At 44.5% G+C, this 17577-nt stretch carries 14 protein-coding genes; all 14 read right to left on the bottom strand.

Annotation, left to right across the window (positions count from 1 at the left end; translation table 11 throughout):
* Position 1 precedes the first annotated feature (1 nt).
* Positions 2-814, bottom strand: a complete 813-nt coding sequence (locus OCV50_RS01715) for a carbon-nitrogen hydrolase family protein (RefSeq protein WP_261903554.1) — start codon at positions 812-814, stop codon at positions 2-4.
* Between the two features lie 58 nt (positions 815-872).
* Positions 873-4748: a YhdP family protein gene (locus OCV50_RS01710; protein ID WP_261903553.1), complete on the bottom strand. Its 3876-nt coding sequence runs from the start codon at positions 4746-4748 to the stop codon at positions 873-875.
* A gap of 10 nt (positions 4749-4758) precedes the next feature.
* The gene (rng, locus tag OCV50_RS01705) at positions 4759-6228 is read right to left on the bottom strand and encodes a ribonuclease G (protein ID WP_239841701.1); all 1470 of its coding nucleotides are present in this window, start codon (positions 6226-6228) and stop codon (positions 4759-4761) included.
* A 21-nt stretch (positions 6229-6249) separates the two neighbouring features.
* Positions 6250-6834, bottom strand: a complete 585-nt coding sequence (locus OCV50_RS01700; protein ID WP_261903552.1) for a Maf family protein — start codon at positions 6832-6834, stop codon at positions 6250-6252.
* A gap of 6 nt (positions 6835-6840) precedes the next feature.
* Positions 6841-7329: a rod shape-determining protein MreD gene (mreD, locus tag OCV50_RS01695; protein WP_032553010.1), complete on the bottom strand. Its 489-nt coding sequence runs from the start codon at positions 7327-7329 to the stop codon at positions 6841-6843.
* A complete protein-coding gene (mreC, locus tag OCV50_RS01690; RefSeq protein WP_239841704.1) occupies positions 7319-8206 on the bottom strand; it encodes a rod shape-determining protein MreC in 888 nt (295 codons plus the stop codon). Before mreC ends, mreD begins: the two co-directional genes overlap by 11 nt.
* A 92-nt stretch (positions 8207-8298) precedes the next feature.
* A complete protein-coding gene (locus OCV50_RS01685; RefSeq protein ID WP_004740843.1) occupies positions 8299-9342 on the bottom strand; it encodes a rod shape-determining protein in 1044 nt (347 codons plus the stop codon).
* A 224-nt stretch (positions 9343-9566) separates the two neighbouring features.
* Entirely contained in the window at positions 9567-14129 is a 4563-nt protein-coding gene (locus OCV50_RS01680; RefSeq protein ID WP_261903551.1) for a DUF6701 domain-containing protein, read from the bottom strand.
* Positions 14122-14547 (bottom strand): MSHA biogenesis protein MshP, encoded by a 426-nt coding sequence (locus OCV50_RS01675; protein ID WP_261904105.1) that lies wholly within the window; start codon positions 14545-14547, stop codon positions 14122-14124. The genes OCV50_RS01680 and OCV50_RS01675 overlap by 8 nt, the downstream gene beginning before the upstream one ends.
* Positions 14519-15274, bottom strand: coding sequence for a PilW family protein (locus OCV50_RS01670; RefSeq protein ID WP_315974639.1), 756 nt, complete (start codon positions 15272-15274; stop codon positions 14519-14521). The genes OCV50_RS01675 and OCV50_RS01670 overlap by 29 nt, the downstream gene beginning before the upstream one ends.
* 29 nt (positions 15275-15303) lie before the next feature.
* On the bottom strand, positions 15304-15873 hold the full coding sequence (locus tag OCV50_RS01665; protein WP_261903549.1) for a prepilin-type N-terminal cleavage/methylation domain-containing protein: 570 nt from the start codon (positions 15871-15873) through the stop codon (positions 15304-15306).
* Positions 15863-16351 carry a pilus assembly FimT family protein gene (locus OCV50_RS01660; protein WP_261903548.1) on the bottom strand — a complete coding sequence of 163 codons (489 nt, stop codon included), beginning with the start codon at positions 16349-16351 and terminating at the stop codon, positions 15863-15865. Before OCV50_RS01660 ends, OCV50_RS01665 begins: the two co-directional genes overlap by 11 nt.
* Before the next feature lie 142 nt (positions 16352-16493).
* Complete coding sequence (locus OCV50_RS01655) at positions 16494-16970, bottom strand: type II secretion system protein (protein ID WP_261903547.1); 477 nt, start codon at positions 16968-16970, stop codon at positions 16494-16496.
* Positions 16971-17000: 30 nt separating this feature from the next.
* Positions 17001-17576, bottom strand: coding sequence for a prepilin-type N-terminal cleavage/methylation domain-containing protein (locus tag OCV50_RS01650; protein ID WP_261903546.1), 576 nt, complete (start codon positions 17574-17576; stop codon positions 17001-17003).
* Between the last annotated feature and the right edge of the window lies 1 nt (position 17577).

Below are 17577 nucleotides of genomic sequence, written 5' to 3'. Positions count from 1 at the left end.
ATTAAAATTGGTTTGTAAATCGAGAGTGTTGAACGATCGGCATATTCTGTCTAATAGGCTCACAGCTGGTTGTATCTAGTTCGACAACCATACTTTTCGGCTCTTGGCCGAGTTGAGCGACCACTCTCCCCCATGGGTCTATCACCATGGAGTGCCCCCAGGTCTCTCGCCGACAAGGATGCTTACCACCTTGCCCAACTGCGACGACCCAAGATTGTGTTTCTATAGCTCGGCAGCGCAATAAAGCTTCCCAATGCGCTTCACCAGTTACCGCTGTAAAGGCAGCAGGTACTAAGATAATTTGAGCACCTTGACTTCTTAACTCAGAGTAAAGATGTGGAAAGCGCACATCATAACAAATACTCAAGCCCAAGTGACCGAAAGGCGTTTCCGCAGTGACCACACGCTCACCGGGAGTAAAAATATCGGACTCTCGATAACATTTGTGCGCATCCGCCACATCAACATCGAACATGTGCAGCTTGTCGTAATGGGCTACGACTGAACCAAAATCATCAATAACTAGTGAGGTGGTCATCACCCCTTTGGCAGTCTTAATAGGCATGCTACCAATCACAATCCAGATTCTGTGATGTTTGGCGAGTTCGCACACCTGCGCTTGTAAGGGCCCATCACCTAATGGCTCTGCGTGTTGATGGTAATCTTGCTTGCTACCGAACACCAATGCATTTTCTGGGCAAACCACCCATTTGGCACCATGTGCTTTGCATTTAATAATCTCTTGAGCGAGGAAACGTAAGTTCTCGCTCGGATTTGGCCCTGAAGTCATCTGAATCAAGCCAACACTGTCCATGTGTTTTACTCCTATTTCATCCTTTATTCAGTCACAACAACTCATCGTTATCAGGACTTTACTTAGCCATATCTCTCAGCTTTTCTGGCAGCTTGAATTCACCTTTACTGCGCGACAACTCGCTCACAGTTGGTGAATCAAGCGGCCCTTTGACTGAGTAATTCACCTGGGTAAATACCTCGACAACAGGTGAAATTACTGTAGTAATCGCCAACACATAGAGCGCAGTTTGTGGCGTGACAGCAAATGCGGTCAGGACTGGAATGCCCGATGTAATATCTGGGGTAAAGTTCACTTCTGCATCAACCAAACGACTATTGAGGTTAGCGATGCCTTTGATCTTCATCTCACCCGCTACCGCGTCCATTCTTAGGTCGTTGGTCAGGAAGATACCGTTTTGGAACTCACCCGTACCAGTAATGCTGTTAAACGCCATGCCCTTATCAAAGACATCGGAAAAGTCGAGCTGCATTTTACGAATGATCGAATCGAGACTAAACAAGCCAAGCAATCGTGCAGCACCGCTAACATCAGAGATGATTCCTTTACCTAACTCTGTTTCTACCTTGCCATCAAGCGTATCAATCTTGATACCCCACGGTGAACCGTCCCATTCAAGCTGTGCCTGCATCGCAAACGGGGCTTTTTGAATACCTGATGTAATACCAAAACGCTCCATCAGTTCACTGTTGTTTTCACCTTCGACATCAATATTTAGAGCTGAATGACTCTTTGTATCACTCAGAGCCCACCAGCCGTTGAGATCCGCTTTATTATTACCACTGCGCACTTGGATCTTATTCCATTCAATACGATCATCTTTGCGCTGTAGCTCAACATCAACCTTGCCAACCTTATAGCCTTGCAACCAAAAGTCTTTGATCATCAACGTCAGATTTGGCATCGCATCATGGACTTTCCTGTCCAATTCAGAGATCAATGGAGAGTCTTCCTCCATGCGTTGCAGTAGCTGGTCTTCACTCTTCTTCTCGCTCCACCCCGGAACGAATAGGTGTAAACGATCTAAAGACACGGTTAGGTCATAAGGTGCTAAATAATTGATATCACCTTCAACTTCCTGACTTGAAACCTGCATCTGCCACGCTAACTTGTTTTTACGTGCGCTAAAGTCCACATCATTCCAAGCGATACCACCAAGAGTGAGCTCTTTACTCTCTAACGTAATTCTAGTTGGTGCTGGAATCGTCGGTGTGTTCATCTGACTAAGCACTGCGGTAGATGGCTTGACCGGCTCCATGACCACTTCCAACCAATCATCGAGATTAAACTCATCAGTACGGATGAGCGCGTGATGCCCCACCACAGGACTTATCTTAAAGCCACCACGACCAAGGACTAAGTTAGTCGCCTTAAGTACAGGAACGTCACCAGTAATGTCGATTTCTGTTTGATACTTAGTATTTGGAAGCTGAAGACGAGCAGTAATCGACTCTTGATTACCCGACGCTTGCAGCCTTGCCGTACCTTTTTCAAGGGTACGCTTTGAGAGCGGATATGGATAATCGCTCGCCAGGTACGTTAAGTCTGACTTTAAGTCTAGCTGATAAGTGAAGCCTATATCGTTGAGTTGTATATCGATATTTGATTGCCAAGGAGCATGTCCAGACAGGCGGCTCAGCCACTGCTCACCGATGTAGGGCTCGAGAGGTTTCACATCCCAGTCACCTAACACATCAATACCTACCGCATAGCCAGGACCATCATTCTGACCAGCAAAATCAACGGAAATACCCTGAGTTAATAGTTCTGCAGATAAGCCCGTTGCCGTCACTACATCGTTATCAAATTCAATACGACCAGTGGTGTTTTCCAACACTATCGGCGGCGCTTCAATCTGAACATGGTTACCTTTTAGCTCTGCATAACCCCAAGCTCGCGCTTCCCGACTGCTATCAAATGGAATATCAAGTTGGAATTCAGAGTACACATCACCATTTACCTGCAGCGCCGTTAACGCGGCACCCACCGAGTCCACTAGCGGAGACGATGTCATATAGTCACGAACTGCATTGCCCGTCGCCTTTGCTTTGGCTTCGATTTCAATGTGACCACCTTCACCAAGATAAGGAATGCGCCCAGTGATACGCTCACCAGTGACATCCATTAACTGTGCGGAGCGAGAGTCAAGGTGCATCGCTTCGTTTTCAAACAACAAATCAAGCTGCAGGTTGGTAATCAATGGCCACGCCGTATCGAAACTGAACTTCACATCCTCAAGGCCAACCCAGATCTGAAAAATACCGTCGTGGTTCGAATAAGGAAATTGCGCCAATTCACCGTGCCATAGCAATTTGACCGAATTAGAACGGCCAGCTTGAATCGCGGTTGACAAGTAATCCGTAAGATCTTGCCCTAACGCCAAAGTAGGCAGATAGCGCCAAGTTTCACCGACGTTATATGCGTCAGCTTCGCCATAAAACGAAAGGAAAGGGCTCGCATCATTGGGGAAGTCGAGACGAAACGCGCCTAGCACCTGCAGGTCTGGAGTCGCGGCTGTTACTTTATCCGACCACAGTCGCCAGCCATTCTCATCCTGCTGCCAAACAATATCTACCTGACCTTGTTTGATGTTCAATGGAGCCTGAAAGACTTCTCCATATGGAAAGACATCGTCAATCACATTGATGCTGGCTTTGGCTTCGGTTGTAGAACCAAACACAGAACCTGAAACTTGGCTAAAACCAGGCAACAAATCCCACTGTTCCATAGCCAACTCGGAAAAACGTGCAGAGTAACGCAAGCTCTCAATATCGGTCCCCATCGAGACTCGAATGTCTTCAACAAGACCGCCTGGCGATAGCTTGTCGACTAACTCATTAGAACTCTCCGAATCTGGAAGAAGTTTAATTAGCGGGGTAAGAGCAGCAATATCTAACTCAGAGACATTCAGTTGCCATGGGCCTTTCTGCCAATTGAACGCAACATCCAACTCAGGCCAAGCATGGTCATCGGTACGCAAGTTAAGTGAGTGCCCATTCACTTGCCAGCCTAAATCGGTAGGCGTGAGCTTAAAGGTCCCCGACTCAATCATCAGCTCATGATAGCCATCTTCATTCCAAGCCAGCTCAGATGGAAGTACCTCGACATAAGCGTCAACAGGTTTGCTGTTTTTCAATGTTAACCAGCTGTTTAGGCTGACATTACCTGCCTCAATCCCTGATTCTGCTTGCATGTAGCGTGTAAGCCAAGGTTTGACTGAGATGTTTTCAGCGCTCACATAAAACTGTCCGGTCACATCCGTCAGTGAGCCACCATCGATAAAGTTAGCACTTACTGACAAAGAATTGAGATTGGCGTCTTTAATGCTGACGACACCTTCTGCAAGGTGTTGCTTTCCAGAGTTCTGCCACTTAAGCGTTTCAATATCGAGTTGACGCTCTTCATCAGAAATAGTGCGATAAAGTAGTGAGGAGTTCTTAGCCGTAACATCGACTAAGGTTTTTAACAGGAGATTGTCGAGCTCTTTGATCACTCGCCCTGATGAGTCTGTACTTGGTTTCTCGGTATCGTCGCTGTTACGAGCAGCAAACAGATCGATAGAGCGGATGTCGAGATACATCCCGTTCATTACCAAATCCGCAACCACAGGGCGCATTTCAACGACAGACTGAATCAGGTCAAATTCAACCTCGACCGTTTCAACGGAGAAAGTGACCTCTTCAGCTTGCGCGAGGCTAGCATGAACACCTTTTAAGGCAATCGATGGATGAGTATTACGCCAAAAGCCACTCACATCTTGAATAGAGAATTCAAAACCTGAATGTTGGTTCACCCACAATTCAATCTCAGATTGGTATTTATTCAGGTTGGGTAGCGCGACACGTAAAGTGGTTACTGCAATGGCAAGTGCCACAAGCAAAGTAACCACTAACCATAAACATGCACGCAGTAGCTGAGTAACACTAGAGCTCACAAAGTATCCATTACATCATAACAACGTCAAACTGCTCTTGAATATACAAAGGCTCAGCTTGAATTTTAACTTGTTTACCAATGAAGACCTCAAGCTCAGCCAGTGCATGAGACTCTTCACCCTCAAGGGCTTCGGCTACCGCAGGGGCAGCATAAACCACGAATTTATCCGCATCGTACGCGCGATTCACTCGAGTAATTTCACGGAGAATCTCATAACACACCGTCTCCACTGTTTTCACGCTACCACGCCCCTCACAAGCCGGGCAGCTTGAACAAAGGATGTGCTCGATACTTTCACGAGTGCGCTTACGCGTCATTTCAACTAAACCTAGTTGAGTAAAGCCGTTGATATTGGTTTTTACGCGATCTTTATCTAATGCCGACTCTAAAGAAGTAAGTACACGCTTACGGTGCTCTTCAGATAGCATATCAATGAAGTCGATGATGATAATGCCACCTAGGTTGCGCAGACGCAGCTGACGCGCAATCGCCTGTGTCGCTTCAACGTTGGTGTTAAAGATGGTCTCTTCGAGGTTACGACGACCAACAAATGCCCCAGTGTTAATATCCACTGTGGTCATAGCTTCTGTCTGGTCGATAATCAGGTAACCGCCAGATTTGAGCTCAACTTTACGATCGAGTGAACGCTGAATCTCATTCTCGGTATCGTACATATCGAAAATTGGCTTATCGCCCTCGTACAGCTCCAACTTGCTGGTCAGTTCCGGTACGTATTCAGAGGTAAACTCTTTAAGATTTTCAAATTCTTGGCGAGAGTCGACTTGAATCTTGCTTAGCTCAGTTCCGACAAAATCACGCAGAATACGTTGACTCAGGCACAACTCACCGTAAAGGCGCGTGCGTGCTTTATGCTTGCCACGACGCTCTAAGACTTTTAACCACAAGCGCTTAAGGAATGCTGCGTCTTGCTCAAGCTCATGAGCATCTGCTCCTTCCGCAGCCGTACGGATGATAAAGCCGCCGTGTTCATCACAGTAGCGAGAAACGACTTTCTTTAGGCGGTTACGCTCTGACTCACTATCGATACGCTGAGACACGCCAACGTGGCTAGCACCAGGCATAAAGACAAGATAGCGAGAAGGAAGTGTAATATCGGTCGTTAGACGCGCACCCTTAGTGCCGAGCGGGTCTTTAACGACCTGTACAACAATGTCTTGTCCTTGGCGAACAAGCTCTGAAATATCACGAACCTGAAACTGCTTTTTCTCATTTTCCGCGACACACTCGGTGTGAGGAACGATGTCTGAAGCGTGCAAAAACGCGGCTTTCTCTAGACCAATATCGACAAATGCCGCCTGCATCCCCGGAAGAACGCGGCTGACACGTCCTTTGTAGATGTTTCCTACAATGCCTCGGCGAGCATCTCTTTCAATATGGATCTCTTGAAGAGCTCCCCCTTCAATCATAGCCACACGAGTTTCACTCGGGGTCACGTTCAGCAACAATTCAGCACTCATGGTGCACCTCAGATTAGTAAATTATAAGAATTCTTGCAGTAGCTGGTCCGTTTCAAATAAAGGTAAGCCGACAACGGCGTAATAACTACCTTCGATTCGAGTGACAAAGCGTCCACCCAAACCTTGGATCCCATAGCTACCTGCTTTATCGCACGGCTCCCCTGTTTGCCAGTATTTTTCTATTTCTTGTTCACTGAGGGGTTTAAACCATACGTCGGTAATTACGATTTCTGTTTTTTGCTTGTCTGCGGAAACCACAGACACAGCGGTCATCACTTGATGGCGTTGATCGGACAACTGAGTGAGCATGCGCTTACAGTCGGCCAAATCGCTCGGTTTTTCGAGCACTTGACCTTGGCTGACGACCACGGTATCTGATCCTAAAACCACGATACTGTCTGAATTAGGCTCTCGCTCCGCTATCAAGTTCAAGGCTGCTTTGGCTTTATCAAGCGACAGCCTTTGAACATACGCTTGCACATCTTCATCTGGCTGTTGCTGCTCTTCAATATCGGTAACAAGAACAGAAAACTCGTAACCTAATTGTGTCAGCAGCTCTTTTCGGCGTGGTGAACCCGATGCCAAAACTAATGATGACTTATCCATATTCCTTTACCTCACATGCCAATGGCGACGTACACGGCGCATTAGCAAGAACATCCAAGGCCAAAGTATACAGTTAATCAATGCACTCCATAGCGATAATGGATTAAAAACAACGTCTTGAATCAAATATTCACCAAAGAAGATCAAAACTTCAAATAAAACCGTCAATGCCGCGATGATCATCGCCTGTTGCCAGAGTGCCATGTTTCGAATCACGAGGAAGTTCATCGCAATGATGTACATCACTATCGAAAGCATCATGCCGCGAATACCGAGCGTGGAACCGATCAACAAGTCCCAAAGCAGACCGAGAATAAGAGCGCTCCCCACGTTGACGCGATGTGGAAGTGCCAACACCCAATAGCAGGTTACAAGCAGCAACCAAGATGGGCGAAACAGATCTAGGCTACCGGGCCATGGAATGGTTTGAAGTATCAGGGCAATCAGAAGCGAGCAAGCGATGACTAACTTACTTCTTAATACGCTATTGGCCATTGTCACCCTCTAACATGGTTTGTTCTATATTAGTCTGATCTGCTTGCATACGCTTATTTTCATCAGGCCAAATCAATAGCAGGTAACGAAGTTTATCAAACTCAACCACAGGTTCTGCTTTGATTACTGCAAACTCACGTTTCGGATCGTAGTCAACCGACGAGACGTAAGCCACTGGATAACCTTCTGGATATACGCCACCCAAGCCAGATGTCACGAGCATGTCTTCTTGCTGGATATCGGTACTGGTTGGAATATGCTGCAGTTCGATCTCATCGATCTTGCCGTTACCTGATGCAATCACTCGAATATCATTTCGAATCACCTGAACTGGGATTGCATTATTAGCATCAGTCAGTAGCAATACACGACTATTGTGCGCCGCGACAAAGGTGACCTGACCAACAATACCCTTTTCATTGATAACCGGTTGACCTTCATAAACACCGTCGATCTGACCTTTATCGATCACCACTTGATGGCGATACGGCGAGGTATCAACAGCCATTACTTCAGTTACCACCTTCTTCTCATCACGAATAAAAGGCGAACCAAGTAGTTTGCGCAGGCGTTTATTTTCTTCTTGATACTGGTCTAGCAGGATTAGTTCACTCTTAAGGCGAAGTACTTCGCGCTTAAGGGAATGGCTTGATTCGATCAGACCTTTACGCGTATTAAAACGCTCATAAACACCATCAAACATGGTTCGAGGCAGGTTAGCTGCGTATTGAATTGGCGCTACCATGCTGTTCAATAGATAGCGAACATTTGAGAAAGCATCTAAACGACTATCAGCCAGCATAAGGCTGGCTGATATAATTACAGCAAAAAATAGGCGTAATTGTAGAGAGGGACCTCTACCAAAAATTGGCTTCATTCTATGTTGGTCCTAGGGCTACATTTGATCCTTTAGACAAAGTCCCAGGCTCTCAGCTGGCATAAGAGACGAAAGAGCCTAAAACTCAATGATTACTCTTCGCTGAACAGGTCGCCGCCGTGCATGTCGATCATCTCTAGGGCTTTACCGCCACCTAGAGCAACACACGTTAGTGGCTCTTCTGCTACAACAACAGGAATACCTGTTTCTTCAGTTAGCAGACGGTCTAGATCTTTAAGCAGTGCACCACCACCAGTTAGAACCATACCGTTTTCAGAGATGTCTGAAGCAAGCTCTGGTGGACACTGTTCAAGTGCAACCATTACCGCTGAAACAATACCAGATAGTGGCTCTTGTAGTGCTTCAAGGATCTCGTTTGAGTTCAGGCTAAAGCTACGTGGCACACCTTCAGCAAGGTTACGACCACGTACTTCGATCTCTTCTACTTCATCGCCAGGGTATGCTGAACCGATCTCATGTTTGATCTTTTCTGCCGTTGCTTCACCAATCAAGCTGCCGTAGTTGCGACGAACATAGTTGATGATCGCTTCATCAAAGCGGTCGCCACCGATGCGTACTGAAGATGAGTAAACCACACCATTTAGTGAGATAACCGCAACTTCTGTTGTACCACCACCGATATCAACAACCATTGAGCCTGTTGGTTCTGAAACGCGTAGACCTGCACCGATCGCTGCCGCCATCGGCTCATCGATTAGGTAAACCTCACGTGCACCCGCACCTAGTGCAGATTCACGGATTGCACGACGCTCAACTTGAGTAGAACCACAAGGAACACAAACAAGAACGCGAGGACTTGGCTTAAGAACGCTGTTGTCATGCACTTGCTTGATGAAGTGCTGAAGCATTTTCTCTGTTACGTAGAAGTCTGCAATTACGCCATCTTTCATTGGGCGAATTGCTGAAATATTGCCAGGTGTACGACCTAGCATCTGTTTTGCTGCGTGACCAACAGCAGCAACACTCTTTGCAGAACCCACACGATCTTGGCGAATAGCTACAACTGAAGGCTCATCAAGAACGATGCCTTGGCCTTTTACATAAATAAGGGTATTGGCAGTACCTAAGTCAATCGATAGGTCGTTTGAAAACATGCCACGAAGTTTTTTAAACATATTCTTCGCTCATCCTGCAAGAATTAGAAGACAAAAATTGCACTAAATGTACCAATGCCTTGCTGTAACAGCAAGGCATTGAACTATAAACATGGGCTGAAACCCGCATTTTCTTACAGATTCCTAACTTAGTGCGTGAAAATTATATTATCACTGACCTGTTAAACCACTTTCGCCTCGATAGATCACACGATCGTTAACAAATATGGGCATTAGTTGTTCAGTTAATTTTGTTCATTCCACCAAATTACACGATCGTTACCGCGGTAGATACCAAACTGCGCAATACCTGAAACAGTACCTGCGCCATTTAGATTTTCAATAAGCCAGGGAGTAGCATGGGCATTTAAGTCAATTTCAGTATCAATAGAACCGGCTTCCCCAGCGCCCGGAGCAGAAAACTCAATCCATGATTCACCATTCACAACTTGAGCACTCAGTAAGCTTGCATTCACCTCTGGAGGATTTGGTATCCCAGATGTCACTACGGTGTAATCATCTGAGGTCAAATCAAAGCGATTGATAGAAACTAAGTCTGTACACGAATCAAGTAAGTTAGCCGTAAAGCGTCCATTTTCAAAATGTTGAACTTCAACACGCTGTCGAATAGGCGAGACTTCTGGACCATAGGTATCATGAATAAGTAACCGCCCCCATCGCAATTCCATATCCTCATCAATATCTGAAAACGAATACGAGAGGCAATCATTGAAAGAATTACTATCCGAAGTTTTAACACACACATTGTCTGAATCGATTAAATCACTTGCCGCAAGGTGTAAACTAAAATCGGCAACAAACGGTGCTATAGCAGGCTCGGTTTTCTCATAACGGATCAACTCTGCATCACTTAAATAGATACGACCAGATGCAAACTCTGACGTCGTGCCACCGTCACCTTCAAATACTATGTTCCGGCTATTAGAGTCTATGTAGTTGCGACCGGCCCATGGCGTCGAGTAATTCCACCAGTTCGCATGGTAGTAATTTTGAGTTAAAGAGCCTTGTACAGATTTAGGCTCTAGATAAAGTTCAGGCACTTGGTCGTAGGTAAAATCTTGCCCCATATAACTGAAGGTAGAACAAAACGCATCCAAATTAGGTGATATGTTTGAATCAGAAACCGTAAAATATGCAGGGTAAAAACGTCCAATATTAGCGCTTGTCGCAGGCGCTATAGTATGGAAGTTGCTGCCTAGGTACGTTTCTGGAGGCGTAACCTTGATTGAAAACACGCCCACTTCGGAGATAGTTGCTGGAGTAACTTTCTTCTCTCCCAGAGAAAGCAAAACACTTTCTGGAGTCGTGATAGGTTCATCACTGCTATCATATAAAACAAGCTCACCTAGAGCTTCTCCACTAGGCTCAACAAGTAGATGTTTGATTCCGACACTATCACTATAATTTGGTGTCGTGATTTCACTTCGACTTAACGTTAAGTCTGACCCACTGACTGCCGTTACCTCGATATTAAATCGCTCTCCTGCTTTAGCAAAAGTTGAGCAACTCAAGTTAGCACTCGCACAGGCTCCTGATTGATTGGCACTATTTTTGGCAGTTACGATAAGCCGCTGCGGGAAACTAACAAACTGCCCATCGCCTTCAACAACAAGGCCCTCATCATCTTCACCAGACTGGCCAGTGTATTTGACATTTAGTTGAAGTTTACCCGCATCTGGGTAATCTAATTGCAGCTGAGCTTCACCATTAGCATTGAAATGCACATTAATAGGAGCCGCGGTAGATTCCGAACTTCCTATTTCATTACCTGCAATTTCAACTTTCGGCGCTCCAACTATATCACTCGTCGTTGGTGACTCGTAGGTACTCCAAAAAGCGACGCTTTTACTTTCATTAGCAAAACCCGGACCGCAACTCCCACCCGCTTTAAGTGTTGCAGTGGTAGGCAAGTTGGCAATTTTATCATTAATTACAAGATCAAAACCGCTGCTAGTGAACTCTAATTCACAGTTATTAGCGCTAAACCCTGATCCCGCCTTGCTACACAATGTTTCAGCAAACGGTTTGGTGGTTGGCGAAGAACCTGTCACCCCTAAAGTGATACTACCTATCTGGTTTTTACGTATATCAAAGCTTGCGCTTCCACCGCTGAAGGTAACGACATTTCCACCAATCCATCCGCCGTCATCCAGAGTTGCTGGAGCAAGGTGTGCGATCACCGAACCGGTATATCTCGAGCTACATGTAGCATCCAAGCAAGCTTCAACCAATACACTTTCCGCGTTACAAGTAAGCTCCTGTCCAGAGTGCGTTAATCTAAAGTGGTCAATTTGATCTTCAATGGGGCTTGAGTCCAGCGCACAAACTTGGAAGTTATCAATTTCATGGATATTTGTTGAACCACCCGTTGATCCGGTAATAGATAGCAAGAAATCCTGTGGAATATCAGATTGGCTATATTGGTTATCCAGCACATTGATAGGGCCTACAATCGTATCCCAGTTGCCGTTGCCCAATTTGCGAAATATCTCAACATTAGATTCCCCACTATTACGTGAATCTACAACGATTTTATAGCGATGGGTCGCCCCGCTGTTATTATCGTCCACTTCAGGATCTAAACAGCTACCACTAGCGTTTGTCGTGCCGTTGTTACACGCACCAGCTAGGTACTCATAGCCTGTTTCATTCGTGCCAGAACCTCTCAGAGCTACACTTTGCCGGCGTCTTCCAGGTTTATCTCCTGTGCCTCCCTCATTCGAGAAATTACCATACTCATCAATGCCTATACCTAGCCACCCGCCAGCAAAACCGGGCTCTCCTGACTTAAAGCCATAGCCTAATGGTCCACCAAAAGCCCCAGGGTTAGGTGTTACAGCCGCATCAGATAGAACAATCGCTATACCGTCTGCACCATTGCCACCATATGCAAAGTGGTCAAACTCAATCTCAACTAAGTTGTTTGCCGCTGGGAACAGGCGCTGATAGCTTGAAGCAGTTGATTGGTTTCCTTTGGCTTCAGTGAACCTAAGGCGATTACCAATAATTTGAGGAGTAAACGAACCTTTACTTCTAGAAGTAACCCATAGGTCAGACAATGAATCATTATTAAATTCATCCGTAAAACATTGAAGTATAGGTGAATCTGAACATTGATGTCGCTGAGCCATCAACTCCTCGATCTCACTTTGTGTCAAAGCTTTATTAAAAATCTGAACTTCATCAATATGACCATCAAAATAACGTCCAGAATAATTTTGATCTTGGCCAATTTGCAGTGGTTTGTTATTTACTCTTGCTGCATTTGAATTTCTCTTATCATTATTATGATTGTTGGCATCTATATATAGTTTGGCCTCATTAGATACTGCATTATATTGAATCGTTATAAAACTCCACTTATTTAGTTTTATTTTTTTTTGACTCACGATTGATTTAGCACTACCACCTTGCTCTTCCCACCACCAATAAATGCGCCTATCCGAGTTTATATGGAATTCATAGTTACCATCTTTAGATACTATAGTATGTAACCCTCCATTACTTGGTTTACTTTTGGGGTAAACCCAGGCGGAAACAGTGAAGGAACCATCCATATCCAAAAGATCATTGTCTGCAACTTCAACATATTGATTGTGTTGACTATCAAAAACACCGTAACCGCAAGTACCTAGGGAATCGATGCTAGGCAAAGCGGAGCTATTTGATGCAGGTGCAGTCGTTGCACCGTTATTTGCGACACCGTGTAAACCGTTTCCAGAGCTATCTAAGACATCTTTGGCAGTACCACTCCAGCTAGATTCATCAAAATGATAAAGCGCAATAGGTTCAGGAAAAATTCCACTACCGCAAGCATCCTCAGGTACAGTTATATATAAACATATGCCATCGACAGATGCCTCATCATTGAAGTACACGACACCATTATTACTATCCCCAAAAGAGGTGACATCTCCGGTAATATGCGTCGTTCCACTTAACGTAATACCATTCCATGTATTGACTAAATTACCGTTAATCGTGGTATCAATAACTTCAATCTTTCCTTGAGCACTTAAATCACCAAAGCCTCCGCTTGAGTCCTCAATGGTAATAGTGCCGTACTGTGTCGTCACATCGCCTTCAACATTTGAGTTCTCAACCCGAACACCATTTTGAGCATAAATATCACCAACTCCACCGTCTACTTCTATTAGTGTGACTGTTTGGTATGTTGTTGTGACATCACCTTCAATCGTTGAGTTCTCTGCCCACACACCATTTTGAGAATATATGTCGCCAACTCCTCCTGATACATTGGTTAACGAGACAATGTTGTTTCTTGTTGTTACATTTCCATCTACATTGGCGCCATCCATCCAGACACCATTGTGAGAAAAGACATCCCCGATGCTTCCCGTCGAACCATTGACACTGACATAACCATAATCAGTAGTGAGTGTTCCATTGATATCACTGTTATCGATATCTATGTAGTTTTGTGAACGAACATCTCCAGATAGAATTACATGGTCTAGGTTTGTTTCATAATAGGAATAAATGTCACCTTCAAGACCGAGTTTCTTGTTCGATTGTCCTTGTATATTGTTGCTGCCACGTAAGACAAAGCCACCAGTTGCGACTAAGGTTGATGTTGTTGATGGGTAGAGGTTATCGCCTGCAGAGAGCTCTACGACACCACTGCACTTGTATACTTTATGAGCAGGGAACGTGTATGGAACAGAGCATGGAGGTAGCTTCCGTATTGCAGAACCTACATAATAGTCTTGGCTAAATGCTGTCGAAACATTGAAGACTAGACAAAACAATAATACTAACCTAATCATCACGAAGCCCTACCCGAATTACTCTTTGTAATGTCCATTGCCCAACGGTACATTGCCCGGTCGAAACTAACTGGCGAACTACAGCACCAGTATCCATTACGCCGATTCCATTACACACTACGGTTACAGAACATTGATCCAGGCCATCACCATTATAGTTGATTGTTTGAGGGGCACCTAAATGGCAACTTCCTGTATTATCTGTTTGATAAAATCGACTAATTTCAATTTGGGCACCAGATCTTGCTGCCATTTCAGCTCTTGCTCCAATGACTGAAGCAAGAAGTTGAGCGCTATCTCGCTCTTGATTTCGATTGGCAACAAATCCGACCAACCCTATAACTACAACAAGCATAAATATAACCAATATCAGTCCGCTACCTTGCTGTTTACGGCGTATTGTAGACAAGCGCATCATCATCAAACCTTATAACCTCACCATTGTTAGCAAGCGTCAACTCTATTTTAACCAAGCCATTTCTTTGCAGCTGAGCTTCCTGAGTTACAAAATTCACACCTAATAGGCCATCAATTAAGGTTACACCTTGCCCCAATGTAGTATCCCCAGGCTCTAGGGTTCGGTCTATTCCATAGCCATCGTATCGCCTTAGTTCATCCCCCACGAAGCAAAATGCAACAGGTTGAGAATAAATATAAAATCGATTCGCAGGAGAGTTATTGCCAAACGTCATTGACGAAGTAAGTTCAATATCGATCATTGTTGAAGATATAGAAGGAGAGAAGTCGATTTCATTCTCTATTATTGCGACTTGGCTATCAGTGAGAGCAATGTTATCTCTAAGTTGGAAATTAGAAGTAGGATATACCGTTATACGGTCTCCTTTCTCACCAGCATCAATAAAAGGTAGAGCCCTCAAAGTATTACTTGAAGAGGTGGTTGGTAAATTAGTATAGATACCGCTATTAACAATTGGAAAGAACTCAACACAACTTCCAGTTGAGTTGGTTACGACACTATTTGGTACAGCCTCACGAATCTCACGTCGCAACCTTTCAGTAGCAAAACGACCCTGTTGAATTAATGAACTTCGAACCTCGACATCAGAATAAAGCACAAGAGACTGACGAATAACTTCCCCAGAAAATAACCCAACGATACCTAATAAAATAATAGATACCACCATCTCTATTAGAGTGAATCCTTGAATCTTAATCAAAAGTTACCCCTAATCGCTGAAATTGGATAATCTTGACCTTGACGATCAGTAATTACGATATTTATACGCTTATAATGAGTAGCCGTTGAGGAGGCTTGCCCTAACATTGTTCCAGAATCATCTACTTCGTAAAAAACTTCAATGTTGATTCTGTAATCCGTATAGCCGGCATTTATTCCTTGAAGATCCTCATCAAGCACATCGGTAACTAACCCCGTCAATCCATTGAAATCATCAACATCATTAAAAGCTGATTTGTCAGAAAAGTCTTCACCATCATCAGGACCTAAATCTTCCGGTACAGTACACGATTCTGCATCATCTACTAACTTTGGGATACAGTTAGGTAAACCACCATTAGGGCCAGATTTATGATCAAAGTTACGACCTAATATTTCATCCATAACAGCACGCCCTAGCTCAGCTGCTTTAACTGCAGCTGCCTGATCAGCACTTTGCTTCCCCAGAGGAAACAAGGAAGCCGTCACACCAGTGATAGCAATGGCAAGAATGGTAATCACAATAACCATTTCAATTAGCGTAAAGCCTCTGAATTTAGCAATCATGAATTCCCCCTTGCGTATTAATACAAACCGAGAACGACAAACCAGATTTAGGTTGAGCGGTTAATGTACATTGACCGCTGCCGGTAGCGCATTGTCTTGGGCGGCCCATACTATCAAAGTCGATAAACTGGGAGCCATCAGCAGACGTTAAAAAAATAGTTGCATCATAATTCGCAAGATCTACAAAACTGCTGTCAGATTGATTTAGAGTAGATAAACATATCGCATCTTCATCTTCAGACATTTGACCAGCTTGGTTTTGAACGATACCCCATCGGTTACAAAGCTCACTCCGATGCATTGCTCGTAACTGGGTTAAACGAAGAGAAGAAGTCAGCTCACTTTTGAGCAAGTCGCTATTAAAAGAACTTACACCAAAGTAGCGACTAGAAGCATAGGTAGAGAGAATCGCCAGTAAAATAACAACCGTGATCAGTTCTATTAGGGTAAAGCCATTACTTGGGAGACTTTTCTTCATCACAAACCTCTCACTACGGTGTGACTTCGAGTATACAAGATATTGATAAGTAAAATTGTATCACTACCAATTGTTTTAGCCGTAATATGTGGTAGATAGAAAAAAGGCCAGCAGGTGCTGGCCTTTAATAAGATCAATAGGCTTATTGGCAGACTGTCGCATTTTGCGTTGAACTACCATCAACTACACGCGCTGTTGCTTGAGCTGCTGAAGTTGCCGCTGTGTAACGCACACACTGTGTTGTGTAACCAGGAAGGCCATAATCTACAGTCGCACCTTCAGTTGCTGCAGTACCTGCTTTCAATACAACGAAGCCATCTAGATCAGTAGCAGCACCGATACCAGCAGAACTTGCCTCAGGGTAGCCGTAAACGATCTCAATTGTAGTGTTTCCTTCAGAAATCGCTGAGTCTGCGCTAGCCTCTAGGCCCGAAATAGCTGCTTTACCAAAAGTAATACCAGCAGCACCATTCATTGCACCAGCAAGTCCTTCAAGCGCAGCCTCTTTCGCATCATCTTGCAGGTTTAGGAAACGTGGTGCTGCAGTTACAGCAAGAATACCTAGGATAACAATTACTACCACTAATTCGATTAGGGTGAAACCGCCTTGTTTTTTCATAGTTTAGCTCTCTCTATGTTTAATGCAGAGTTACTGCAAAGTTACGGTCACACGACCAGTTTTGACTTCATAAACAAACTGATGTCCAGTATTACCTTCCAATTGAACGTAAGTACAGGTCGCATCACTTGTATTCGCTTCCGCTGAGTACTTGTAGTTGCTGTCGTTAGCGACTACATCCACATCCCCTACTTTTGGCGGGTTTTGCAGAAGATTGTCCATCAACTCAGAACAAATTTCGTTAGTTAGGCTTTGTGGAAATGAGTTTGAATTCTCATTAACTGCCCAAGGGTAGCCATCACGAAAATCAGTATCGATATTGTTGCTGTCTTTCGATCTCGTTAACCAAAAATCAACACCATCATAATTTACAGTATTGTATGTTTCAACCCCAATTGTCGTTGTTGGGCGAGCTTCTGCTTCCCATTGCGCGCGAGCAGACAAAACTGCCGTCGCAAACCCACCAGCGACACCTTCAATGCTCGATTTTTTCGCTTCGTCAGTCACATCCAGAAACTTAGGGAGTGCTGCTACAGCCAATAAACCGACCACTACAATCACGATAACTAATTCGACAAGGGAGAAACCCTTTTGATTTTTAAGCATT

It is taken from the genome of Vibrio fortis, assembly GCF_024347475.1.
GTDB classification, from domain to species: Bacteria; Pseudomonadota; Gammaproteobacteria; order Enterobacterales; family Vibrionaceae; genus Vibrio; species Vibrio fortis.
This window is presented reverse-complemented; position numbering and strand designations above follow the sequence as displayed.

Coding starts and splice junctions, on each gene's coding strand:
- OCV50_RS01715 (WP_261903554.1), bottom strand. CDS start 814: ATGGACAGTGTTGGCTTGATTCAGATGACTTCAGGGCCAAATCCGAGC.
- rng (WP_239841701.1), bottom strand. CDS start 6,228: ATGAGTGCTGAATTGTTGCTGAACGTGACCCCGAGTGAAACTCGTGTG.
- OCV50_RS01700 (WP_261903552.1), bottom strand. CDS start 6,834: ATGGATAAGTCATCATTAGTTTTGGCATCGGGTTCACCACGCCGAAAA.
- mreD (WP_032553010.1), bottom strand. CDS start 7,329: ATGGCCAATAGCGTATTAAGAAGTAAGTTAGTCATCGCTTGCTCGCTT.
- mreC (WP_239841704.1), bottom strand. CDS start 8,206: ATGAAGCCAATTTTTGGTAGAGGTCCCTCTCTACAATTACGCCTATTT.
- OCV50_RS01685 (WP_004740843.1), bottom strand. CDS start 9,342: ATGTTTAAAAAACTTCGTGGCATGTTTTCAAACGACCTATCGATTGAC.
- OCV50_RS01680 (WP_261903551.1), bottom strand. CDS start 14,129: ATGATTAGGTTAGTATTATTGTTTTGTCTAGTCTTCAATGTTTCGACA.
- OCV50_RS01675 (WP_261904105.1), bottom strand. CDS start 14,547: ATGATGCGCTTGTCTACAATACGCCGTAAACAGCAAGGTAGCGGACTG.
- OCV50_RS01670 (WP_315974639.1), bottom strand. CDS start 15,274: ATGGTGGTATCTATTATTTTATTAGGTATCGTTGGGTTATTTTCTGGG.
- OCV50_RS01665 (WP_261903549.1), bottom strand. CDS start 15,873: ATGATTGCTAAATTCAGAGGCTTTACGCTAATTGAAATGGTTATTGTG.
- OCV50_RS01660 (WP_261903548.1), bottom strand. CDS start 16,351: ATGAAGAAAAGTCTCCCAAGTAATGGCTTTACCCTAATAGAACTGATC.
- OCV50_RS01655 (WP_261903547.1), bottom strand. CDS start 16,970: ATGAAAAAACAAGGCGGTTTCACCCTAATCGAATTAGTGGTAGTAATT.
- OCV50_RS01650 (WP_261903546.1), bottom strand. CDS start 17,576: ATGCTTAAAAATCAAAAGGGTTTCTCCCTTGTCGAATTAGTTATCGTG.